The 25,957-nt window shown below is 39.8% G+C and carries 18 protein-coding genes; 15 read left to right on the top strand and 3 right to left on the bottom strand.

All coding sequences use genetic code 11. The features are described from left to right. Positions 1-65 precede the first annotated feature (65 nt). Positions 66-380 (bottom strand): DUF4190 domain-containing protein, encoded by a 315-nt coding sequence (locus tag MKX35_RS17970; RefSeq protein ID WP_076298693.1) that lies wholly within the window; start codon positions 378-380, stop codon positions 66-68. 24 nt (positions 381-404) lie between these two features. Next, positions 405-1,184: a GNAT family N-acetyltransferase gene (locus MKX35_RS17975; protein ID WP_076298692.1), complete on the bottom strand. Its 780-nt coding sequence runs from the start codon at positions 1,182-1,184 to the stop codon at positions 405-407. 176 nt (positions 1,185-1,360) lie between these two features. On the opposite strand from MKX35_RS17975, the gene MKX35_RS17980 reads away from it, so the two are divergent. After that, a complete protein-coding gene (locus MKX35_RS17980) occupies positions 1,361-2,584 on the top strand; it encodes an MFS transporter (RefSeq protein ID WP_076283635.1) in 1,224 nt (407 codons plus the stop codon). Continuing rightward, the gene (locus MKX35_RS17985) at positions 2,581-3,105 is read left to right on the top strand and encodes a GrpB family protein (protein ID WP_076298691.1); all 525 of its coding nucleotides are present in this window, start codon (positions 2,581-2,583) and stop codon (positions 3,103-3,105) included. Before MKX35_RS17980 ends, MKX35_RS17985 begins: the two co-directional genes overlap by 4 nt. An 11-nt stretch (positions 3,106-3,116) precedes the next feature. Here the strand turns inward: MKX35_RS17985 and MKX35_RS17990 are convergent, their stop codons facing one another. Next, the gene (locus MKX35_RS17990; RefSeq protein ID WP_076298690.1) at positions 3,117-3,980 is read right to left on the bottom strand and encodes an AraC family transcriptional regulator; all 864 of its coding nucleotides are present in this window, start codon (positions 3,978-3,980) and stop codon (positions 3,117-3,119) included. A gap of 254 nt (positions 3,981-4,234) precedes the next feature. On the opposite strand from MKX35_RS17990, the gene MKX35_RS17995 reads away from it, so the two are divergent. From MKX35_RS17995 to MKX35_RS18055, 13 genes are all read left to right on the top strand, one after another. After that, positions 4,235-5,533, top strand: a complete 1,299-nt coding sequence (locus tag MKX35_RS17995; RefSeq protein ID WP_076298689.1) for an alpha-glucosidase/alpha-galactosidase — start codon at positions 4,235-4,237, stop codon at positions 5,531-5,533. Positions 5,534-5,662: 129 nt separating this feature from the next. Further along, the gene (locus MKX35_RS18000; protein WP_076298851.1) at positions 5,663-6,340 is read left to right on the top strand and encodes a succinylglutamate desuccinylase/aspartoacylase domain-containing protein; all 678 of its coding nucleotides are present in this window, start codon (positions 5,663-5,665) and stop codon (positions 6,338-6,340) included. Between the two features lie 161 nt (positions 6,341-6,501). Continuing rightward, the gene (locus MKX35_RS18005) at positions 6,502-6,882 is read left to right on the top strand and encodes a GntR family transcriptional regulator (protein ID WP_042188506.1); all 381 of its coding nucleotides are present in this window, start codon (positions 6,502-6,504) and stop codon (positions 6,880-6,882) included. Continuing rightward, on the top strand, positions 6,879-7,748 hold the full coding sequence (locus MKX35_RS18010) for an ABC transporter ATP-binding protein (RefSeq protein ID WP_076298688.1): 870 nt from the start codon (positions 6,879-6,881) through the stop codon (positions 7,746-7,748). Before MKX35_RS18005 ends, MKX35_RS18010 begins: the two co-directional genes overlap by 4 nt. Next, entirely contained in the window at positions 7,741-8,376 is a 636-nt protein-coding gene (locus MKX35_RS18015) for an ABC-2 transporter permease (RefSeq protein WP_076298687.1), read from the top strand. The genes MKX35_RS18010 and MKX35_RS18015 overlap by 8 nt, the downstream gene beginning before the upstream one ends. A gap of 17 nt (positions 8,377-8,393) precedes the next feature. Then, positions 8,394-9,032, top strand: a complete 639-nt coding sequence (locus tag MKX35_RS18020) for an ABC-2 transporter permease (RefSeq protein WP_076298686.1) — start codon at positions 8,394-8,396, stop codon at positions 9,030-9,032. 83 nt (positions 9,033-9,115) lie between these two features. Beyond that, positions 9,116-10,213, top strand: a complete 1,098-nt coding sequence (locus tag MKX35_RS18025; RefSeq protein WP_076283642.1) for a HAMP domain-containing sensor histidine kinase — start codon at positions 9,116-9,118, stop codon at positions 10,211-10,213. A gap of 146 nt (positions 10,214-10,359) precedes the next feature. Next, complete coding sequence (locus MKX35_RS18030; protein ID WP_256716235.1) at positions 10,360-10,776, top strand: MarR family winged helix-turn-helix transcriptional regulator; 417 nt, start codon at positions 10,360-10,362, stop codon at positions 10,774-10,776. 62 nt (positions 10,777-10,838) lie between these two features. Continuing rightward, complete coding sequence (locus MKX35_RS18035; RefSeq protein WP_042188496.1) at positions 10,839-11,063, top strand: DUF896 domain-containing protein; 225 nt, start codon at positions 10,839-10,841, stop codon at positions 11,061-11,063. Positions 11,064-11,340: 277 nt separating this feature from the next. Continuing rightward, complete coding sequence (locus MKX35_RS18040) at positions 11,341-12,279, top strand: alpha/beta fold hydrolase (protein ID WP_076298685.1); 939 nt, start codon at positions 11,341-11,343, stop codon at positions 12,277-12,279. 106 nt (positions 12,280-12,385) lie between these two features. Beyond that, a complete protein-coding gene (locus tag MKX35_RS18045; protein ID WP_076298684.1) occupies positions 12,386-13,564 on the top strand; it encodes a hypothetical protein in 1,179 nt (392 codons plus the stop codon). A gap of 149 nt (positions 13,565-13,713) precedes the next feature. Then, positions 13,714-17,202, top strand: a complete 3,489-nt coding sequence (locus tag MKX35_RS18050) for a hypothetical protein (RefSeq protein ID WP_076298683.1) — start codon at positions 13,714-13,716, stop codon at positions 17,200-17,202. 10 nt (positions 17,203-17,212) lie between these two features. Beyond that, on the top strand, positions 17,213-25,786 hold the full coding sequence (locus tag MKX35_RS18055; protein ID WP_076298682.1) for a hypothetical protein: 8,574 nt from the start codon (positions 17,213-17,215) through the stop codon (positions 25,784-25,786). Positions 25,787-25,957 lie beyond the last annotated feature (171 nt).

The raw sequence follows: 25,957 nt of genomic DNA on the forward strand, positions 1-25,957 counted from the left end.
TAGGAAAGGAAAAAGGATCTCTGCAGCCATTAGGGTGGCTATAGAGATCTTTTTTTGTGTGTAGATCAGTATGGGTAACTAGAAGCAGCGTATATAAAAATAACGAAAAATAAAATGATTATGGCATAAAGTAGAGTGCCGACAATCCCGCATACCAGACCCGCAATAGCTAAGCCTCTTCCTTGCTCATACCGAATCCGTATTTCTTTAAGGGACAGGGCAGACAGAATAACCGCTACAATCCCTAACAAAAATCCGATATAAGGAACAATTATGGAAAGTACTCCTAAAACGAAACCAGCAATTGACTTGCCATTCATCGGTGTTGGTGGGGGCGGGGGAGGATAATAGTTTTGATTCTCGTTCGGCCCATAACTCATTCAAATCACCTCCTATCAAGCGTGTTATTGGATGTAGTTAATCCAGTGTTCAAGCTGTACACAAGGAATGAGTCCAATAGATTCAGCTAGTCTGATGGAAGCTTGATTTGTTTCAAGCACATGATAGCGTGGAATAAACCCTCGTTCTAACGTTTCTTGTATGGCGGTTTGGACCACCTTTTTCGCATACCCGTTTCTTTGAGAGGATTCTAAAGTATGTACAGCGCCGATTTCCCAGATGGTTTCTTCATTACGGAACGCTAAGCAGGTACTGACCGGATTGTTGTCTAGGAAAATTGACACGGAAAAAGCCCCGTTTTGAAAATAGTCTTCTATTTCGTCTTTCGTGTAATGATTAGCGGCCCACAGCGGAATTAATCTGTCGTCAACCACATGACTGATAACAACATCTTCGTCCTTCGGAAAGATTTGTCCCGCAGCTGTACTGTATGAGTAGAACCCCCGGACTTTCTCCATTGAAAAATGTGATGATAATGCCTCTTTATAGTTCACGTCTTGCAGTTTAAAAACAATTTTTGCTTGTGGAGGCAACAATTGAAACAGAGCCGGAAATACATCTGGGCTGCTGTAATCCATAAATACGATGTAATCCGCTTGAGGATATACTCTATGATCATATGCGTACGCTGAAGCAGGAAGAAGCAATAAAACACCCCATTGATTTCCTTGCTCCACAAGATGAGACTCCATGACTTCATGGAATGAGGTTAGCATTTTTAATAAACTGACATTCTTTAACGGTTCTTTGCGCAATCTGGTCATAATTCGGTCATTCTGGTGCATGTTATTTACTCCCCGCTCAATATATTTCAATAAAAATTGCACTTATGCAGATCATTGTATTTAGGATAATTATTATATCGCAGAAATACGTCAGCTTGACAGTGACTGCTATAATGTATTAGGAAAATAAAGCTTGCTGTTTGATGCAGCATACGTAATCGGAGGCACAGAATTTCATGACACAATCTATCACACCCGCTGCAGTTCGTGTAGGAGGAGGCCTAACTAAGCAATTTATACTTATTTTAGCCATTGCATCAGGATTAAGCGTTGCAAATATGTATTACAATCAGCCCCTTTTGGCTGATATAGGACGAACATTCCATGCATCCTCTAACGCAGTAGGATATGTATCGATGCTTACTCAGATCGGTTATGCGCTTGGGATGTTATTCTTTGTTCCGTTGGGCGACATCCGTGAACGAAGAACACTAATATCCGGACTTCTTATTGCTGTATCACTATCACTTGTTGGTTTCGCTACAGCTCAGAACCTTATTTGGATGTATATCGCCAGTTTTGCTATTGGCATAACTACGGTCGTGCCGCAGGTCATCATTCCTCTCTCGGCGGAGCTCGCTTTGCCAGAAGAAAGAGGTAAGGTTATTGGAACCGTAATGAGCGGGCTATTTTTTGGTATTTTGCTGGCAAGAACAATATCCGGAATTATAGGAGATATGTTCGGCTGGAGAGCCATGTACTGGATTGCCGCAGCTATAATGCTATTGTTATCCCTTATCTTATACCAACTAATTCCAAAGACGAAACCAGAAAATAATTCATCCTATTCAGATCTACTGAAATCAATGGGGAATTTGATTCGCAGATATTCGACGCTTCGTGAAGCATCATTGATTGGTGCTTGTATGTTTGGTGGCTTCAGCGTGTTCTGGACTTCACTGGCTTTCTTTCTAGAAGGTGAACCTTACCACTATAGTAGCTCTATCACAGGCTTGTTTGGGTTGATTGGTGTAGCAGGTGCTGCGGGCGCTCCATTTATCGGTAGGTTAGCTGATAGGATCGCACCGAAAAAGATAGTAGGTATACTACTATTGCTGACATTGATTGCTTATGGATTCTTCGGTTTAGCTGGATTTACAATTTGGAGCCTGATTGCCGGTGTTATTATCCTGGATCTTGGAGTACAAGGGTCACAGGTTAGTAACCAAACACGAATCTATGCACTTGAGCCGGCGGCGCGCAGCCGAATAAATACGGTGTTTATGGTTAGCACTTTTACAGGTGGAGCTATTGGATCAACACTTGGAAGCTTTGCATGGCAGCATTGGGGCTGGAATGGCGTCTGTCTGATGGGTGGAATGCTAATTGTGGCCGCTATATGCATATGGATAGTCTATAGAGGAATTGAGAAGAAGACATTCAACGCAGGAGGTGCATGAGCATCGCTCAGAAGACGAAAGTCGTAGAAGTTGTCCCTTATGATCCAGAGTGGAAGGTAGAATTCGATAGAATAAAAGAACAGTTGTTATCTTATGTTGGCGACCTCATTATTACGATAGAGCATGTGGGGAGTACTTCCATTGAAGGACTCTCTGCTAAACCCATCATAGATCTTGATCTTGTAATGGATAGCTACGATGTACTCCCACAAATCATAGAACGTTTACAACAGCATGGTTATGAACATCAAGGGAACTTGGGAATCGAGGGCAGGGAAGCCTTCAAAAGACGTCAAGCGGACGAATTCATGAAATATCATCTGTATGTATGCCCTAAGGATGGAAAAGGGTATTTGGAGCATATCGCTTTTAGAGACTATCTCCGTTCAAATGCGGAAGCACGTCAAGCATATGCAGAAGTCAAACAGCATTTGGCGGAACAACATCGCTACGATATGGATGCTTACTGTGAAGGAAAGACAGCGTTTGTCACCTCGATTTTATCAAAAGCCATGAAATAACCCATAAGCAATCATATGCCAGATCGAAGATGGCTTCGATATTCACTGGGGGACATACCGCTCCACTTACGGAACTGCTTGGAGAAATATAACGCATCATTGAAACCGACCGAAGAGGATACCTGGTCGATGGTGAGCGTTCCTCCAAGCAGTTCCTTTGCTTTATCCATGCGAACCTTTAACAAATATTGCTTGGGTGACATTCCGATCTTTTGCTTAAAGGCCTTAGAGAGGTGTGCCCTATGATAACCAAGAGAGGATGCCATGTGGTCGATACTGATCTGTTGATGAAATTGGAGAGAGATCCAGCGGATCGCTTGATTGATCTGGCGGTCGATAACATCCGGTAATTGTGCGGATTTAGGGGTGAGCGAACTTATGTTCGCAAGACCGAATTTGTGCACCAGAAGGCGCAGCCACCCAGAAGCCTCCAAACTTTCCAACCTTGGATAAGCAGACTGCTGAAAAGAAAAACGAATATGCTCATACAAGTTATGTATCTCTATAAGGTTATCTAAGTGTATTAACGGCTTGTCCGGTGTAATCCCCACTTCTTTAAATAGCTGCTGAACGGCTTCTCCTTGCAAGGCTACCCATACATAAGTCCAAGGCTGTTCCATGTCTGCCTGATAACTGAATAATGCCCCTGGGAAAATAACAAAGGTATCTCCCGTACCACATATATGAGAGTTACTTCCACTCTGAAACACACCCTTTCCATCCATTACGGTATGTATAAGGTAGTAATCGTGAACAGAAGGCCCCATCTTATGTCCCGGGACCGGTTTACCTTCTCCGCTGAACAATACAGTTAGGTCGATTTCATCAGGAGCAAGATTAAACCCTGCTGAGAAATGATAATGCTCTGAAGCCATTTGCTTCTGACCTCCTATACATGATTTGAATTACAATAAGATTATAGGACATATCACTAAAATGCAACAAACATCCATATATGAATTGTATTTCTCCATACTCATTGAGACCGCTCTCATTTATAGTGAATAGTGAAGAGAGAGACGGATATCCTCTGACATTCTAGTGTTTATAAGGGAAATTCATTGAGGTTTTCTGAGTGGCTAGCGATGTCGAGACCGTAGAACTCACTACTTAAGGAGGAATATTTCATATGTCCAAAATTACATTTATCGGAGCGGGTAGTACTGTATTTGCAAAGAATGTTTTAGGAGATTGCATGAGAACTCCAGCCCTTCAAGGCTTTGAGCTTGCCCTATATGATATTGATCTTCAGCGCCTGAAAGATTCCGAGAATATGCTGAGTAATATAAAAGCAAGTAGTGGCAGTACTTGTATCGTGAAATCCTATACGGATCGTAAGGAAGCTTTGCGCGGAGCTAAATATGTGATTAATGCGATTCAGGTCGGGGGTTACGATCCTTGTACCATTACAGACTTTGAAATTCCGAAGAAATATGGTTTGCGTCAAACGATTGCGGACACGGTTGGTATCGGTGGTGTTTTCCGCAACTTACGCACAATTCCTGTCATGCTTGATTTTGCGGCAGATGTGAGAGAGGTTTGTCCAGATGCTCTGTTCATGAATTATACGAATCCAATGGCAGTATTGACCAATGTGATGAACACTTATGGTGGTGTGAAGACTGTTGGATTATGTCATAGCGTACAGCATTGTATTCCAGGCTTATTCGAGCATCTGGGAATGGATCAGACGGGTGTACAGGCTAAGATTGCCGGGATTAACCATATGGCTTGGCTACTCGAGGTTACGAAGGACGGAGAGGACTTATATCCGGAAATCAAACGCCGCGCTGCCGATAAGCAGAAAGAGCATCACGGGGATATGGTTCGTTATGAAATGATGCTTAAATTTGGTTACTATATTACGGAGTCTTCAGAACATAACGCAGAGTATCATCCTTATTTTATCAAACGTAATTATCCTGAGCTCATCGAACGTTTTCAAATTCCACTCGACGAGTACCCACGCCGTTGTGTAGATCAAATTGAACGCTGGCAGCTAATGCGTGAAGAATTAGTAAATAATAAAGAGCTTGTACATGAACGTTCGCATGAATATGCGTCCTACATTATGGAAGCCATCGAAACGAATGTACCTTTCAAAATTGGTGGTAATGTTATGAATACAGGTCTTATCACCAATCTTCCGAAAGAAGCATGTGTAGAAGTTCCGTGCCTTGTAGACCGCAGCGGTGTCACTCCAACCTTCGTGGGAGATCTGCCTCCGCAGTGTGCCGCACTGAATCGTACGAACATTAATACACAATTGTTAACAATTGAAGCAGCGATTACTCATAAGAGAGAGCATATTTATCATGCAGCTATGCTCGATCCGCACACTGCCGCCGAACTGTCGATGGATGACATTACGAATATGTGTGATGAGCTGATCACAGCCCATGGAGATTGGTTGCCCGCGTATAAATAAATTGCCTATATCTATAAAGTAATACTTAGAAAGCCTGAGAAATCAGGCTTTTTTTGCTTATCTGTCTAGGACAACTGTGGTCCTACGGAATACACATATATGGACACCTAAATGCGGAGGTGAAGCATGATGATCATTGAGAATTATACCTTAGCATCGTCCACATCCCATGCTACCCCTTATTACGTGATCAGTGGTGGGCTCCCTGGTCCTGTGTTTATGGTGGTGTCCGGCATACACGGGAATGAAACGGCAAGCATTCGTGCGGCGAAAAACATCGTGAATCACTTAAGACAAGGAGAACTATATATTTACCGTGGTACGCTTATTATTGTTCCCCTCATGAATCAAAAAGCTTATCGCAAACGAATTCGGGGCGTGCCCGATTTGAACCGAACGTTTCCGCGTACTCGGAATGGATCTGCCAAACATCCGTTATCCGTAGCCTTGCTTCAATTAGTACGGCGTTATCGCCCCACCTGGTACCTTGATCTCCATGAAGCGAACGGTTTGTCTCAAAGAAATCCGAAACGCCTCGGTCAGTCTATTATTATTAAGCCGGAGAGCCAAGGTACGGTTACGGCAAGACGTCTCATAAAAGACATTAATCGTACGATCGCTAATACTTCTTATCATTTTAATATCCGTTTACGAGAGCGCCCCGGCTCGTCACGTTCAGCCGTCTCCCGCATCATAGGAGCGAAGGCATTTACTGTGGAAACATGCTGGAGTCTTGATCGTGACCTTCGTATTCGCTATCAGATAGACATTGTTAGTCGCTTTTTAAGAAGTGCTGGATTGATGTGATGATGATTATATATGCTGAATGTCAAGCAAGCTGACCCTGAGTTCATAGGAATCGGCTTGTTTTTTGTGGATTTTGAAAGATCATTGACAACAATGAGTATAGTGTATATATTACATATATACATTGAACACACATAAACTAGGAGTGAGGGCACGAGTTCATGAACATATTGATATCCAACACTTCCGGTGAACCCATCTATGCACAGATTGTAAGTCAGATCCGCCAGATGATCCTGCAAGGAGAGTTAGTCTCAGGTACGCCTTTACCTTCTATTCGACTGTTAGCTAAAGAGCTGCAGATTAGCGTAATTACAACAAAACGAGCTTACGAAGAACTGGAGAGAGAAGGGCTTATCAATTCCATTGTGGGAAAAGGCTCCTTTGTTTCTGGTGCGGATCAGGAGTTTATTCGTGAACAACGGTTACGGATCATGGAGAACAAAATGAAGGAGATTATCGACGAGAGTAAAATGTTAGGGATTGATTTTGCTGAGTTCAGTGAGATGTTGAAATTGCTGTATGAGGAGGAGACAGAATGAACGATGTCATTCAATTGAATCAAATATCTAAAAAATATGGCCATTTTAGCCTATGCGAACTTACGTTCGGTATCAAGGAAGGATATATTACGGGGTTAATAGGACCCAATGGGGCAGGGAAAACAACATTAATTAAAATGATGATGGGTATGGTACAACCCGACCAAGGAAGTATCGAGATTTTTGGGGAAAAAACATCCATAAAGAATGCAAAGTACAAAGATCGAATTGGGTATGTTTCCGATGAGAACTACTTTTACGATCAATTAACCATCGATCAAATGAGCAAGATGATTGCTCCCTTTTATAGTCAGTGGGATAAAGAGACTTATAGGAAATACATAGAGATGTTCAAGCTTTCCCCGCGGAAAAAGATTAAAGAACTCTCTAAAGGGATGAAAATGAAGTATTCGCTCGCCATTGCTTTATCACACGGTGCAGATCTGCTCATCATGGACGAACCTACTGCAGGTCTTGATCCCATATTCCGAAGAGAACTGCTTGATCTGCTTAGTGAGCATATCCAGGATGAGAAGAAATCTATTCTTTTCTCCACGCATAACACGACTGATTTAGACCGGATAGCGGATTATATTGTTTTTGTGAATGAGGGGAGGCTAGTTTTTAATGAGATGAAAGAATCTCTCCCAAATAAATATATGCTGGTAAAAGGCAACAAGGAGTTGCTTGATCGGGATGTGCGGAAGTGTTTCATTGGGATTAGAGAGACAGCACTTGGTTTTGAGGGGCTTCTTAACAATAATTCTGAGGAGGCGCGGTATTTTAGAGATCAAGCGATATGCGAAATACCTACCCTGGAAGAAATCATGTATTTTACGGTAAAGAGAAACGCTTTGTATGTCTAATCTCTTGCTGTTGATTCGGAAAGACTTTATTCTCCTGGGGAATTTTATTCCTTTATTTCTCTTGAGTATTTTGTTTGTTGCATATGTACAATTGGATAGCTCCAGTATGTTTGCTACCTTTCAATCTTTACTATTGCTCGTATACTCCTGTTCGATGGATGCACAGAATAACAACACAAAGTTTGTTATAGGACTGCCAGTAAGTCGGCAAGAGATTGTCTTGGCTAAATACTTATCACTGATTCCTTATAGTTTCATTGGTTTGGTTTGCTCTTTTGCTTTGTTTCTAATTTCCTTTTCATTTGGATATTCCATTAGCCCGGTGTATTGGATAGGGGTATCTTTAACGTTACTTATGATTCCTGTGACTGCGTCTATTTATCTGCCGATTCATTATTGGCTTGGTAACAAGAACTATCACTTTAATATCCTTTTTAATGTAGTTGTAACGATAACCACGATAAGTGCTGGATCTTCACTCAACAATTCATCTTTTTTCTTAACAATAACCCACTTAAAGCTGCAGGATCATCTGGTACAGACAGCTTTGATAGGGATCGTTTATCTATTCATCTTGTACTTCTCATATAAGATTTCACTACGAATGTTTAGCAGGGAAGAGTTATAAGCTAAGGAGGAATTATAGTGTATCATTCATTGTATCTTATTCAAAAAGACTTCATTCTTTTGCGTAAATTTCTGATGTTGCTCATCCCTTTCTTTATTTTTATAGCTTACTCGAACTATCATAGCTTCAGTTTATTTACGGTAATGCCACCCATGCTGTTGTTGATTAGCTCCTGTTCTATGGATACTCAGCAGATGACGCAACGGTTTCTCGTTAATCTCCCTGTGCGGAGACAAGAGCTTGTCCGCGCTAAATACTTCTCAATTCTTCCGTATGCGCTTGTTGGGCTGGCAGCAACTGCTTTTACCTATCTCCTGATTATTATGACAGGTAAAGAGGTGACCCCTCATTTCTGGCAAGAGGTTGGTATTGCGATATCTATTTTCCCGCTCCTCGCTATGCTTTATTTACCGATTCATTACTGGCTAGGGGCTAAAGGAACGCAAGTGGTTAATCTCGTTTTTATGATGATTATAATGGTTGGTCCGAATGTGATTGGTAGCTTGCTTCAATGGTTTCCTGAATTAGAGAACTGGCAGAGCTTTGGTGTGAAGTCTAGCTATATTCCTTATATCATACTAGGACTCGCTTACGTGTTCTTACTCAGCTGTTCTTATCTTATTTCATTGCGGATTTTTGAAAAAAAGGATCTGTGATACTAATAATTTGAGATTTAGATTGAATTCATATACCATTATCACTACAAAGATAAATACTGTAGGGGAAGGGTATACATTCAATGCCTAAAATGATTTATAGTTTTCGTACAAAAATGATTATGCTGCTGATGGCCAGTATGCTAGTATCCGGTGGGATAACCTTTTTAATCTATAAGGCGCTCCAGCGATATTATCACTCTGAGGTGAAGTTTGAGAATCCACTAACCAAAGTTCGCTATGTAATAAGAGATATTGGAGATGTGAATACATTTTTAATTATCTTTATACCACTAGCCATTCTATTTTTCTTCTTATTCACTAAGCCGTATGCAAAATACTTCAAAGAAATATCAAAGGGGATTCATCAACTAGCGTCAGGTGATTTCTCCGAACGAGTAGATATACCCTCCAAAGATGAATTTGGGATGATTGGTCATGATCTCAATCTAGCCATTGAGAATATGCAAGAAGCCATTGAGCGGGGAGACATTGCCGAGAGCAGTAAAGATCAACTCGTGTTGAACCTAGCGCATGATTTGCGTACACCCCTAACGTCGGTTATCGGCTATTTGGATTTTATTTTGAAAGACAATCAATTAACCCCTGAACAGACCAGGCATTACACGACAATTGCTTATACTAAATCTCAACGTTTAGAAAAATTGATTGATGAGCTGTTTGAAATTACAAGAATGAATTACGGCAAGCTTAAGCTTGAGAAATCCTCGATTGATCTCAGTGAGCTTCTCTTACAATTAAATGAAGAATTATATCCAGTCTTTGAGAAAAATGGCCTAACCTCCAAATTGGATATGACACAACCTCTGATGATTTACGGTGACGGGGAATTGTTAGCACGTGTATTTGAGAACCTTCTTACGAATGCGGCCCGATACGGAAACGATGGTCAATTTATTGATATTCACGGTTACTTAGACGCTAACGAGGTAGTCGTTGAAGTAATTAACTATGGAAATTGTATTGAGCCGGAAGAGCTGCCACGAATTTTTGATATGTTTTACACGGGTGATCGTGCACGAACACATCCAACAGGAAGTACGGGACTTGGCTTGTTTATTACTAAAAATATAGTAGAGCAGCATAATGGAACCGTATCTGCGCAAAGCGGTGTGGTGCGGACAATCTTTGAAGTGAGACTCCCGAGAAACAGTAATTGAAGACCATTTCTATACGATGAAGTACCAACCTAAAGAGGATTCGTTGGTGGGTGATATCTAAAAATCGTCCACCTTTGAAATCCTCTTAAAAATATGATATAATTAGCATGCTAATTAATTTGTAAGGTGGTTCGGGGGAACAAGCTGTGATTGAAAATGAGATAAGAGAACTACTGGATAGAATTTCAGCGGAAATGCGTAGAGATTATGCAGCATTGCTTAGAGAATTTAATCTTCATGTGGGCCAAGAACAGTTATTATGCCGGTTATGGAGATCAGATGGAATGACACAGATCCAGTTAAGCGAAAGTCTGAATTGTGAGCCTCCAACTATTACGAATATGGTGAAATCACTTGAGAGTCATGGGTTTGTTGTTCGAAAAAGAGATCCTGAAGATGGCAGAGTAAGCCGAGTGTATCTAACTCCAGCCGGACGTAATCTTTGTGAACCTGTGGAACGTATATGGAATAAGCAATTGGATAAATTATTAACAGGAATTTTACCCGAAGAACGTTTATTATTAAGAAGGCTTATGAAACAGATGGCGGATAATTTATCTTGAATCTGGCATTACTCACCACATCCATTAGCAAGCTAATCAAAACTTAGAAAAGAGGAACATAGATGATTACCAGTTTGACTCGTATTAATGAACTAGCCAGGAAAGAACGTGAAGAAGGTCTGACAAAAAGTGAATGGGTGGAACAGATCGCTTTGCGTGAAGATTATCTACGTGAAATTCGTGGACAAGTTCGTAACAGTCTATCGGGAGTAACGATTGTAGATCCTGAGGGAAATGATGTTACGCCTGAAAAAATTCGTTTATCGCGTAAAGAAACTTTGAACTAATATTCAGCTAATGAAGTGAATTTACACCTTTAGAATATCGTTGAATGGTCTTATGGGCTAATCAGCGAATATCTAAAGGTGTTTTTTTATGATATCAAATGGACGAAAGTGGAATCATATTTATAAAAGTTATCTTAACGGAAGCTTAATTTGATTTTGTTAGCTGATGCTGAAAGTTAAGGTTCACTTAAACTTGTGTTTCACAGGATCTAAGACTGGATTGTTAGAATGAAATGGACAGAAGAGAAGATATAAATATGTGGGGAGCGGGAATTACATGATGAAAAAGACATTTTTCTTTTTACTGAAAGCAATAGGAGTTATAGTCATAGCCATAGCGCTTTTTCTAGCCATTGTTTTTACTGTTAATGTGATCTGCAACAAAATCGAGAAAGGAAAAATTGAACCCTATGGTCAGCTTGTACCTGTAGATGGAAAAAACATGAACGTCACGATTCATGGAAGTGGTGAAGAGACGGTAGTATTATTACCAGGATATGGAACTGCAGCGCCGGGTATTGATTTTAAGCCGCTTGTAGACGAGTTATCTCCATTTTACAAAGTGGTTGTGATTGAGCCATTTGGCTATGGATTAAGTGATATCACCGAAAAAGAACGAAGTACTGAAAATATAGTGAGTGAGTTACATGAAAGTTTACAACAATTAAATATAGACCGTTATATTCTGATGGGACACTCCATATCCGGAATTTATGCTCTAGACTATGTAAACAAATACAAAAACGAAGTTAGTGCATTCGTAGGGATCGACAGCAGTGTTCCGGCACAAGGAGCCGGCGATGCACTTCCAACAGCAGCCTTAAAATCACTTAAACAATCAGGTTTCTACAGATTGCTGGTTAAACTCTCGCCTGATCAAATCATTGCACCCGATGTTGATGCTAAAACGAAAGAGCAAAATAGAATGCTTTCGCTTAAAAATATGATGAATCCAAATATCATCAACGAAGCAGATCATTTCTCAAGCAACTTCAAAGACGCAGAAAACTTAAAGTTCCCTAAAGAACTTCCCGTGATGTTCTTCTTAGTAAAAGATAATTCGGATGTTGAGGGTTGGGCAGCTTTACACGAAGAACAGATCAAAGATTCATTACATGGGAAGATGATGATGTTTGAAGGCGATCATTATTTACACCATACCCGATCGAAAGAAATCGTGGAGAACTTCAGAAACTTCATGAGTGAGATAAAATAAGAGTGAATAAGAAAACGTCGAACGATTCATATAGTGAATCATTTGACGTTTTTTTTAGCTTATATCATACTACTCATATAACAAGAGATAAACAGCGAGGTAAATCATGAGCAAAAGAAATAGAAAAAGAAACATTCTATTAACGATATTGGCAGCAATAGTTGGAATATGCACGGTATCGATTTTATTAAATAAGACCTACCGTACTACGTTTGAATCCTTGCCTGAAACCGATCGGCGGATGCTGACAGAGTTATCCGAGTTGTATAACCATTTTGAGCAATCCAGTGATCAGCTCTGGAATAAGGATTATCGATTTGACTCCAAACCCTTGTTACTGGTACGAACGACTAAGGATAGCGGTCTGTTTCGTAGCGAAGGGTTTGCCGTGAATGTGCCTATGAAGAAAGGGATTTTTGCTCAAGAAATCAGTCTGCCTGAGTCGATGGGCTTACCGAAGGTATATCGTATCAGTCGTTTTTCACCGACAACCCTCTCAGCATGGTTTCCAGCTAATTTTGGAACGCTAAATCTGAAAGGTATGGAAACAATGTATTTTAAGTATTATCCCAAAATGTTCAGCGATCCCGCGCTGTATTTTGATTTTTCATCTTTTTTATTGCACGAAGGGTTTCATATCTTCAAACAAAAAGACTGGACGTATGATGCCAATGGTGCTGAGCATATCGAAAACTATCCTATAAATGAAGAAAATTACGCATTGATGGGTATCGAATTCAAACTGTTGGATCAAGCAATGGCTGAAAGCAATCCTGAACTCGTTCAACAGTATTTACATGATTGGACAGTTGTACGAAATTACAGATACTATAAATGGCCGCAATTAATTGGCGAGACGAAGACAGAGGCTATCGAAGGTTCTGCAAGGTATTTGGAATATCGTTATAGTAAGTTAACTGGCCGTAATTTAATGGTGCTGGCCACTAAGCAGGAGCCTTACCATGTGACATTTATGCAAGCATATGATTTTATTGCTAACGGACAAGCGGAGTCGCCTTCTTTCTTAGAAAGAAGTATCCGTTATGAAACTGGGGCTGCTTTGGAGCTAACGATGGATAAGGCAAACTTACCATGGAAAGAAGCGATAGAAGATGTACCTGGGAAGAAACCAGGAATGACACCGTACGAGATTTTGAGTAACTATTATAAAATGAATGATCTAACTACTATTGAAAGCCAGTTAGGTGAAATTAAAGAAGTATACGATTACGATGCCTTACGCAAACAGGGGGCGAAGATCGTTAAGCAGCTTAATATCGAATAGTAACATTAAACGTAAAACGTCGAACGATTCATATAGTGAATCATTCGACGTTTTTTATATGTTCTAATTTTCATACTAATTCTTATGAATATTTTCATTTCATAATGAAACACTAGAGCACAGACATATTCAACGAGGGGGGACTTCATATGATTCAGCCTAATCATGAATTTATTGATTTTTTCGATCGGATATTCACAAACTCAACCGGCTCATTATATAGACATCATGGAGCGGAAGGACTATGGGTTGGTTTTGTTGCACGAGGGACAACTCCCGAATCCATAACTTTAGAAAAATCCTGGTCATATAACATAGGCAGTTACGTTTTTTGCGAAAAGGAACCTGCAGACCATAATGCCTTTCTGGATTCCATATTGAAACATATGAACAATCAGCAAGGTCTTTGTTATGAGAGTGACAGTCCAATGTTTGTGTCTAGGTACTTTTTTTGGTGTGACTGTAGCGATAGTGGCGAGGCTGTAATAAAAAACTGCTATCTTGTATCACATGTTAATGGTGGTAGTGGAATATCACAGTTTAACAACCCATTATTTATTAACAACACGAGCCTGAAGCTTGAATTTATCGAAAGGGTCTCTGTTCATCTGACTGCAGGAAATCAATTTCTGTTTAATCAGTATGGAGATCAAGGGATAATTAACTTCCTTTCTTATACTAATTCTTCTGTTGAAATTAGTTATATACAAGTAGGGATTCAAAACTTAGTCCTGGCTCTTCATGGCAAAGAGTCAGGTTCATTTAAGTTTGATACACGAGCGAAATTAAATGATAAAGGATTAAATTTCTATCCATCTCCAGAGTTACCTGTGACCCAGTTACCTGTAGGTTTGCGTTATCATTTTTTCTATAATGAAGCCGGAAAACAAAAAACAAAAAGCCAGCATTTCGGAATAACAGGAACTAGAGATACCGATACACCATACCGCTTTCAGTGTGTTTTAAATCCGCTTTTCCCACTCGCCAAAGAAAAGCTTCCAACAGCTTTCCGGTTTGGAATATTACCAGATGAAAGTACTGATATAAACATTAATCTGTTTAAGACTCCTTTTCGTTCCGATTTCGGACATCCCATTATGTTAAAACCTATAGTTTTTAGCTCTGAGTTTAGACTGGAGGATAACGATTATGAACCGTACTGGACTCCAGGTGGACCTTTCCAAATTCAGATGGCGAAACTAAGCGAGCGAACTAAGGATGTGCGACATTTACTCTGTGGATTATCCGGCACTGAAACTATAGGTTTCAGAAACGGGCACATGCTTAATTTTGTTTCCTATCAACCGGCGTTAGCCCCGATATTTCCTGTTCCTTCTCTTGAAGAACAAAGGTTCACAAGTGGTGATGCGACGATTCCGGAGCTCTTACAATCTCATCGTACAACTTCATGGATTTCCGTCCAAAATAATCAATCACAAGAGAATATCTACGTCTCCCAACCTGAAGATGCTGTTTTATTTAAAACGACAGAAGTACGATTAACACCACCAAACTTACCCAGTCCATTAATTTATGATCAACAAAAAACTTCCCTGTTAACTGCAGAGCATCTATATCCTCTTGTTCCATACGTGGGTATGAAGAACAGTGATATATCAGATTTTGAGGATGAGGTAGTGACTCAGTATGAATACCAGGTTATTCATCCAGTCCGTAAACGAAATATTACAGGACTATCAAATCATGCGGTCATTACTTTTCCTACTATTGAGGGTGATTTGCGAAAAACGACAACTCCACAAGGTCTACTGGTTGAAGCAGATATAAATGATAATTGGGAGAGTATTTTATTAGCACAAATCGCTAACGGCACAGGGACTACTCAATACCTGAAATTAGGAATGATAAGTTCGCAACTGAAAAGTGCATTTTTAACCAATCAGTTATTTCTTGTCATCACTAATCCGCTGGATCCATTTGTTGGTCAATTTATGGATGAATTAGATATTTCGGAATGGCCGTTCCATATCAACAATAAGAAGGCTGACAATAAATACGGTAACTATCAGAATGTAATAATTCTGAAATTTTGTGAAGGAACGCTTAAGGATTTAGTAGAAAAACCTCAAAATTGGACTAACGCGGATACGTTTAATAAATCTGATAACGGTGAATTATTCGCGCTTTCTGCTTGGTTGCGCGAATATTTCGAGGATGCCTTAACGCAAAAGGACCCTTTCTATGCTCTTTTTAATCATAAAATTCAACAAGCCAGTTGGACTGGGATATTAGCTTTAAAGGTAGACATAAAACAAAAGGCAATGCCGAGTGATTTGAAGGTGCTGAATGCCGGGATGGAGAAGGATCTCTTTCACGCGCATCATATAGGTATTAATGTGAATATTCCTGAGGAAGTGAATGGGAAGATCGTTCTCGAAAAGGATAGCTCTTTATTCGCTTTAGTTCACTATATGGATCCAGTTTACGAACAAGTGAACAAATTTGGGAACCCAATTCCTGTATACACTGAAGATGATTTCGATTTTAAAGTTTTATCTGTACGTGCACTTTTTTTTAACTCAGAGATACAAGACTTTACAAGCGAAGTACAGTTGACAGTAAAACATATGTTTGAGGAATCGGTAAACGAAGTGATTTCGCAGGGAGATCAACTCACTGTATCATCAGGCTTAAAATCCATTTTCTTTACAGGGCGTAGAGAAAATCACGGTGAAACCAATCTCTACATCTTTAATACCCCGAAATCAAACAAATGTCAGCTGGAGAGTAGTGTATTCCATCATGTGGAGATTTCTGGTGCCAGCATTGATACTGTACAAATAGCAAATGGACCCAAATTTGAAACAAGGTTTAATCTTATGGGATTTATGGATTTTCAGAACATTAAAGGACTTGATGCTTTCTCGTATGGCAGTTTAAGTGCGGAGGATGCAAGCAAATCGAAGAAATCTGGACTTCCATTCTCGAAACAGTTGATCCGCCTTGTCTTTGATGAATCCACTATGAAGAGGGATAGTATCTGGATGGATACTTCAGATATCCTGATAACTCCTGAACAAGTACAACCACGTAAGGAAAGTTTGATCTTTGGATTGCCTTTAAAATTTAAAAGGTTCGTATCGTTCGCTTCTTCTGGAAAATTGCCCTCAGAATTGGGTTATATCCCACTTATCCTCGTTAACACTGCAATTACTGTACCACAGCCTCTTGATATTAAAGGACCTTGGTCAGGCTTTGAGTTTGAGCTGGATCTGGGGAATGCGGGAATGCTTGCAGCGGATACACTTTTCACTACTCGTGTGTTGTTAGCGTGGACCAAATCTAATGCTCCAGTGAATATTGAACGTCCGAAATATAACTTCTTTCTTGGATTGCAATTACCCGGAGGAGGAGAACAGGGCAAGCTCTTTAATTTACAGGGAGTTATTAAAATGGGTATCGGTGATATCGTGCTAACAGCAGATCCAAGTAGCGGTACAACATCATACTCGATGCAATTTAATGATGTAGGCTTACAATTTTTGAATTTCAAATTTCCACCTGGAGGGACGATGAATTTTGGCCTACAGCCTCCCCCTGGAGCTACAGCTGATCAAACCAACGGGCCTGGATGGTATGCGAATTATATAAAAGATTCCACTAATCCAATTTGTTAAGGAGGGTACCATGAGTATTTATATTTTAAGCCAGAAATTAATGGAGCAGAAATCATTGTATCAAGCAGTGGCTGAAGCTAATTTGATATCTCCTACTGATCTTGAGACGTTGAGACAATTATTGGTGAATTCGTTTGGAGTCGCAACTGACGATGTCTTGGTCATAACTAATCCAGAAATTGATGATGCAACTGCAACTCACCTGAAGATCAAAGGCTCTATGCAAGTATTAAAAAAGACCACACATATAGCTGTTGAATTTATCTGGGATGGAACAGAATTGAAAATTGTTCTTGCAGCGGAATTCAGTTCGAAATGGAAACTACGCGATAGCTTTCCAGGACTTCCACCATCACCGCTGGACTTGTTAGAGATGAATGGCATTACGTTCTTCTTTACAACTACGAATTTGACTGATTATCCAGTTGAAGGAGGCCAGTTTATTCCTTATTTGAAAAAAGGACAAAATTTAGTGTGCGATTTTTCAGTTAAGGATATGCTATTTCAAACCTATAAAGCCTACCTACCAGATTCGAAGATTTATTTGTTCTATACTCCTCTTGATGTTCAAGGCTTATTACGTAAAGAGTTGCCACACTGGGAATGGATACAACAACTTTCTGGCGTTATGGTGAACATGCCAGATTTTTTAACAGTGTTGAATCCGGGATTAGGATTATCAATTAATGATGTACGAATCAAAGCTTTTTTGGTAGCTGAACTACGCGTTCCGAATGGGTCACTAATTAAGGTACGGTTGGAGCAGCTCACAGACGGTAACTACCAACTAAGCTTAGGAGATGTTAGGGAATTAATCACTCCTCCTCAAGTATTTGCGCTCATGGAAGGACGAAATTGGTTTAAAGGAATTCCCTCTAAAATGCTATCTTTTTTTGTTGAAATGACGCTGTTAGATTATAAAGTAACTCTAAATGGAACTAATCATCAGATGAATTGTCATGAGATAACTGTTGCTTCCACCCAAGCATGGGAGGTGGGGAATCTCTCTATGATCCCGGAGATTTATTGGAAGGTTGGGGATTGTCTCCACCCGGGTGAACAGGAATTGATTGTTCGAGGGCGCATATTAGTAAGTGGATTCAAGGAAGCCGTTCTTTTATTAGAAGAAGATCTTTCTTTTCACGGGATCTTTGATGCAGAAAATGACACGATTCAGGTGAACGATATTCTAAATACATTTGAAGGTAATATCATCAACCTGCCTGGAACCTTACACTTTCCAATCAAACAAATGGATTTGACCATTACAAATGCTTTGAATGGTGACTATAAAGTTATACTTATTGGGAAGAGTGACCTCAATCTCTTGAATTTTCAAATTCAAGATCCTACCTTCGAATGGCGCAAATTCAGTTATATTAACCAGATAAGATATCATTACGTGTTTCGAGGGAAAGTAGTGATTGGACCATTGAGCTTTGAGGTGGAAGCTCAGCCGAATGCAGTGGGTTGGTTATTGAAGGGGATGACTTTGAAAGAGGTCAAGATGAGTGATTTGGTGCCTTCATGGCCATTCTCAGATGTAATTGCTGACAGTATAACCTTTGAATATCAAATCACTGATAATGCAGATAACGATTCGTATAGTATATACGCTGATTTCAAATGGGAAATTAATGAACGATTTTTACAGCTAGAAATCGATGCCGTATTAAAGATTGAGGGAGGCTCCACCCATAACACTTATACAATTGAAACGGAAGTGGAGATACCAAGGATAGGGGCACAAGTGTGTCTAACTTATATTCTAGGTGGAGCTCCAATATATAAGGTTCAATGGGAAGGTATGAAATTTGATTACTCACCAGATCAAGAATATATGCGTTTTGCTTTTACAGGTAATAACATAAGATTCCTACTGACAGCTATGATGAAGTTAACAGGGAGACCTTACTTCCATCTGCCTGAACCCTTAGACCAGCTCTTAGATAAGGTGGGGCCAGCTTCCGTTCTTTTTGATTTAGGACCTGCTGAAAAGGTTACTTTAGAGACAGATTTGAACATAAGTATTTTGGGGTTAGATTTGAAAAAACTTAACGTTAACAAAGATAACTTAGATCACGTATTTGTTACTATTACAACTAACCAGTCCGACCTTGAATGGGATCTTAGTGATCCAAAAGAGAAACCTAACATTAAATTGTTCCCCGATTTTTCAACAACGTTTGACCTTGAGTGGCTAGGACTAGCGCAAAGATACACCATGAATCAAACTAAGTTTGATTCCGTGGGTGATGCGGTCAACGCGATGAAATGTGCCTTTCAAAATGGAGCCGGATCAGCTGAATTACCTTATGATGCGGCTAGCCAGTGGCTGATGGGTACGGAGTTTAATTTGTTACAATACAACACAGGGAACTATTTCCTCAATATGCAGCTTGTTTTTAATGACCCCAAGTTATATGGGATAAAGATTGCATTAAAGGGTGAATTGGCGAAGCTGTTCGACGGTCTTGAGTTGGAGGTTATGTACACTAAGCTTTCAGAATCCAAGGGGGTTTACTCAGCTGAACTAACACTTCCAGATTCCATGCGATATATTCAAACCCCACCGTTTACGATAATCATTCCGATATTTGGCATCAAAATTTACACGAATGGTGATTTTGAGATTGACGTAGGTTTTCCTCGGGATCTCGATTTTTCAAGATCTTTCACCATTCAAGCTCCCCCATATTATTCAGGTGCCGGTGGGTTTTATTTGGCTCGATTGAAATCGGATGCTTCAGAGTATGTTCCAATAGCAACGAATGGCCATTTTGGACAAGTCTTAGCTTTTGGTTTAGGTATGGCTCTTGGAGTGGGTAAGGACTTCAATAAAGGAGTTCTAAAGGCAGGATTTAATGTGAGTGCGGTTGGCGTCTTCGAGGGTGTTCTCGCAACATTTCATCCCGATAACGCAAATAAGGAGGAACGTTATTTTTCATTAGATGCAATGCTTGGTGTCATTGGACGAATCTATGGAAGTGTGGATTTTGGTTTTGTGATGGCTGATCTTAACATAGCTGTTAACCTGGTCATTCGTACTCTGATCGCTGCTTACAAGAACCTGGTTCTCGAACTAATAGCGACTGTGGATGTATCCATTAAGTATCGTATTAAAATTTGTGGTGTGAAAATCACAGCCTATAGCTCTTTTCATACAGATGTGAATGAATCGGTTGATCTTGGAGGAGGGAGTAAGGCACCGTGGATAATAGAGGGTGAGAGCCTAATTGCACCATACATTACAAATGAGTGTAAAGCACCCGTTTGGAAACAGCTTCCGATAAATCGCAGAATTAAGATCAAGACGTATTTTGTTCCTCAGCTTACAGTAGATCAACTGAAAGAGACGGATTCAGTAAATGCTCATTACGTTGCAATGCTTTATATAAAAAAAGATGAATTTAAAGGCTTGTTAGAATCACTTTTCTTATGGGTATTACAAGCCTTTGGTCAAGGGGATCTGGACCAAAATAACCCTATTATCACTAAGCAAGTTGTTAGTGATGCACTTTGTTGGTTCAGGGATGAAACAAACGGGACTCCGATGGATTATGATCATTTAGTTCAATATTTTTTCACTGATGAAGGTGCGATCCAAATCCATCAACCTGGCAGTGATTTGAGCGATATTTCTGTGTTCCCAATGGTTCCAGCCCTTTCGATGCGAGTTCCCTATTATAACGGGACTTCGCCCGTAGATGTAGACTTTAGCTTATACAACGAGTTAACACCAGTATATCTTGATAATCTTAGATTACATTTCTCACAAGTCCGAGCACGTTATTTATCGGAACTTGGTCAATCGATATCAAAACGCAGCTATTCATGGACTACAAGTCATAAATCGGCCTCTAAAGTCTTGTATGAAGATTTCTTTGTTTCACTCGCCAAACAAGGACTTCAAGCTACAATGGATCTATTTAAGGGTGATAACAGTTTAGAATGGGATGCTATAAAAAACGAGTTGGAGTCTAAAAGCTCTGATATTTCAGCAATGGCGAGCCATTCATTGTTAAGCGGTATGCGGCCACCCAAACTAGACGGATTTGAAAATAATGTTTCAATGGTATGTACAGGCAATCCTCCAGTCTCCACCATGTCTCTTTACCAACTGACGGGTCAACAGTTTCTTTTACCAATCTTTACTCAGGTGCCTGATTGTAACGATTATGGTATTAAGATATCCTCAAACCAAACCTGGGTTCGTCTCTATGATTCGTCTAATATTGAGACAAGTGAAATCTGTGTGAGCCTCCTACGAGAGGATATCGCAAACATCCAAGAGTTGACAATCGAAGCGAACAATGGCATCAAAACAATGTCTGGTATTGGGATATTGCCTACCATGAAGCAAGTTACAAAGTGGTATACACTTGTTTCCCCTACAACAGTAGGTAATTTGCAGCTATGGAGTTTCCCCAACAGCCTGCTAGGACTTATAGCGAAACAAAGCCCAATAAATTCATCTTTGTATGCTCAAGTGAACCAGGATGGTAACGGGGACGGCGCCATTGATTATCGGTCAGGTGTTATGATTAATGTATCGCTGAAGAAGCTGCCGGAAAGGGATAGTGTTACTGGAGTCAAGCTAGATGGAGCACTGTTTGAACTAGTAGGTACGGATGAAGCCGGTACAACTCTTTTAGAAAGATGGCTGACTTCCAATCAAGGGGATCCAGAAATACAGGTGAGTTATTCAACGAAAAGTGGTGAATGGACTCTAGGTGAAGGTATACCTACCATTGTGAAAAGCAACCTTTCTACAGAAACCAATCCGATGAATGGTTTATCTTTTCAAAATACGTATGAAAGTATTCTATGGGCATGGGAGTGCAGTATCGTTCGATCTGGAGGCTTCTATCTCCATTATGAGAATAATGGGAATACACTTCCCGAAGAGATCTTTAATGAACAGGGCATAGGACAAATCCGTCTGATCCTGTTGAACGAAGTAAATTCAACAACCTTGGATACCTATTCAAATTGCTTAATAACAATGTCTGGACAGACAGCACCACTCTATATAAGTCTGACCAAGAATAGAGCAACGATCGCTAATAACGATGATACACTAATGAGGATTTCTTCTCGCCTAAGCTTACCTTTCATGGATACGGGACGTCTTCTTCAAAATCAGCTACTTAATACGATTGAGCTTACTATTCCGAAATCCGGTGGTTTTGTTCATTCTGTTGCCCGAAGTGAAACCCTTCTGTCTATATCTGAGAGTTATGATGTATCTCTGGAATCTTTACTATGGGAAAACAGGAATCTAAAGAACCTCTTTCTGGTCGGTGATCTCCTTGACGTTTCATGGCCCATTCAAGAAAAGGTTAACACGATGCCTGTGGGGCATGTAGGTTTCTCAGTCCTCAGGGATGAGGTAGCAGATAACGATACTATCGAAAATTATTTGGAACAGATTTATCGACTGCTAGGATATCGTATTCGAGGGAATTCGGATTTTTGTCAGAGCATTGATGGACTACCAGTTGCTATTCACAGTTTAAATGATGATGAGGGGAAGTATGAGAACGTAGTTCCTATCTTCCCATATGCGAAATATAATCCACTGAATTGTATGCCTACTGTTCCGAATAACTATTGTGTGCCGGAGTTTGACTTGAATCCCTATTCCGGAATAGGGAAAACGGTTCAAATCGATTTCTTTTGGCATGATTACTTTGGAAACCAACTAGTGATGAAACAATTTCCAAATTTCATTCAAATCCCAATTGGATTTACTGATCGTTTATTAGCTATTGAACAGTGGCCTGGTATAACGACTTCTTACACATTTAGTGTAAAAGAGATGAAGCGGAGATTTCATATCGAACTTCTGTTGAATTTTGAGTTATATAAACAACAGCCAAATGAAGAGTACGGGGTCTATCTTAAGCGGTTGGAAGCAGACATGCTAATTTACACTAAAATTTATTATCAGCTATGCCAGTGTGACGAGACTGGTAATCCTTTAGTTTCGTACAAAGTGCAAACCAGTCTTGATGAGTATGTAGATCATTTATTTGACACCGTTCAAACTGACGAATTAAAAGCTTTTATCACCGATTGCTGTATCTACTTAAATAACCTGTTAAATCCTCTCGACTGTGATGGGAAAAGTGAAATTAGGAAGTCACTCGATTGGCTCATCGAAGATACGAATCCATTGGATATTTATGAATTAAAAGTACTCTTGTTTATAGAGCGTCCGATTGATTTAGTGGATATAAACTTCAAAGACGAAGACACTGTTCGAGCCGCTGTTTCGGAAATTCGACCGATGATCAAAGAAAACAGCTTAGTGGACTCTGATCCTAAGATGCGTTCTCTGAAGAAATTCGCAAGTAACTTTGAGATGGTATTCAATATGGATGCTTATGATCTTAAAGTGGCCATGGGAAGAACTAGGTTCGGCAGTACAGGAACAGATGCTGATAAACTATGGGCTGTCCGTGTTGCAAAACCTGGAATTACAGATCATGATCCAGATGCCACTTGTGGGGACAAGAAAGGACTGCGATATACGGTCGGTGCTTATCCGATATTTTTTGCGCCAAAATTAATGTCCAAAAGTAAGATTTCCCGGCTTGTTAGCATCCCTGAGTTTGATGGAGCTACTGGAACATTGGGGATATATAGGAATCAATTAATCGGACCGATTGATATGGATAATTGGGCAAGATTGTATTTAAGTGCAATAGAAAATCTATTATCAGCTTCCATGGGCTGCAAAGTGTATGAGAAAGATCCACCTATGTATAGAAGTATACTTAGTCTAAAGGAACAATTAGCTAAGATCATACCGGAAACACTTGACCCCATACTGGAACCTACTGAGAGTGAGCGAATTAATGTTCCAATGGAAAAGTTAAAAGCCGATGCTGCCGAGAAACTTAAACAGCATTTGCTGATAAAGTTAACTAACGCCTATGACATTGAGACCATTGTCTCGTTTCCAGTTTCCGTTCCTTGGAGTCCATGTACCGAATCTCAGGCACAGCTTCCACAATTGTATGGGGGCATTAAGGTTCAAAAAAATACCAAACCTCTACGAGATGAGGAGCAGGATGGAACTGAATCAGCTTATCAAACCTCGAATTCTAAAGTACTACTTGAGAAAGGGGATAGTGCTCTTAGTTTTACATTCGATGCGAAGTGCGCTGAATGTCAATCCAGTGTAACGGTTGATTTAGCTTATGAAATTCAACATATTGAGCACGAAATAGGGAGTCTCCCAAATATTGAAGGTTATAAGGCTTCTTCATGGCTAAGTTTTATTCACCCACTGGAGCAAGTTGAAATAGCTAAAGATGTAACTGTCCCGATACCACTTCGTTTTTATCCGGATGAACCTAAAATGATTAGACATGAAGGGGTTTCCATGCTTCAGGGTCTAAACAATACATCTGAGGAAACTACGGTGCAAACAGCCGTGAAGTGGAGATATGGGTTTGAGTTTGAAAGAGAATATGCTTCTCAAGATATTCTGGAATGCCAAGTGATGTTTAATCAGAAATCTAATGATGCATTTGTGAAGGTGGAAGACTTTTATGATAAACTCACTCGATGTGTACAAGTATACAAAAAGATGGAAGAGGTTCTAAGACAAGATAACATTGATGAGGAGCTTCTGCTGAAGATTGTATCTTCCTTTATGTCATTAGCAATTCCAGTAGCGTCTTCTTGGAAAGAATGGTATGAACATGGAAACAGAAGAGCAATGAACGTAATTTCTGATACTGAGTATCGCTTTAGAATTCTACAAACACAATGCGATTACAACGGTGAGAAACAGATTTTCAATACGATTATCAACCCTGTATCTGTACCAGTGGAGCTTAAAGATCTAGCTCCAAAGCTTCAAATTGACGGCTATAATCTGGAGAAGATCGCCGACAATAGTTATGTGTATCAATTAAAGAACCCAGGTGGAGGGAATAAGTATTTAAGTTGGGCGGACGGGTTGGAACTTCCGAAAAGGAGTATCCAATTTGATGATTTACATTTAGCTTATTTACAAGATGCATGGGCTGGATTAATGGTAATTCGGAATGCGGAACTCGTTCCAGGAAGAACAACGAATGAGAATTTTGTATATAGAACACCTGTCATTCGCTTCCCAATGAAATTAACACCTCAATTGGATATCTACCCAACAATCCATATAGCAGCTATAGGAGCAGCAGGAGGGCAATTAGTAAGACGTTCATTGGATGAACATCTTACTGCATTATTTACAAGTTTGTATGGAGAAATGAATACAGGCTCGAAGATAGACAAATCAATTATTAAGGTAAAACCACGGTACCAACAAAAACTAAGTGGTAACTTGAGATTTGGGACATTACCTATATCATTGATTTTACCTTCAGATTATCAACTACCTGTTGATGATGATTTTATCAAAATATTGGGAGGCAACATTCGGGATTGGTATAATCAAGTTGAACCGTATAAGGACGGGGTTTACCAATTTGAACTTACACTATACACAAGTGTAGATGATGCTAAAGCTCCTTTGGTTCGTCTTAGAAATTTGGTGTTAGATCGTAAGGATATTACACATGAATAAGATAAGGATTGAGAATAGCCTTGCAAAAGAACCAACATAACTACTTCGAGAAAAGCTTGTTCATTCAGGCTTTTCTTTTTTTATTTATTATAAAAAAGTAAATCGTTTAGAAAAAAAGATGATTGATCAACGCAATTGTGGGCACTCTATATCCTAATCTTTACTATAGGA

This window comes from Paenibacillus sp. FSL R5-0923 (assembly GCF_038009145.1).
In the GTDB taxonomy this organism is placed as follows: Bacteria; Bacillota; Bacilli; order Paenibacillales; family Paenibacillaceae; genus Paenibacillus_AQ.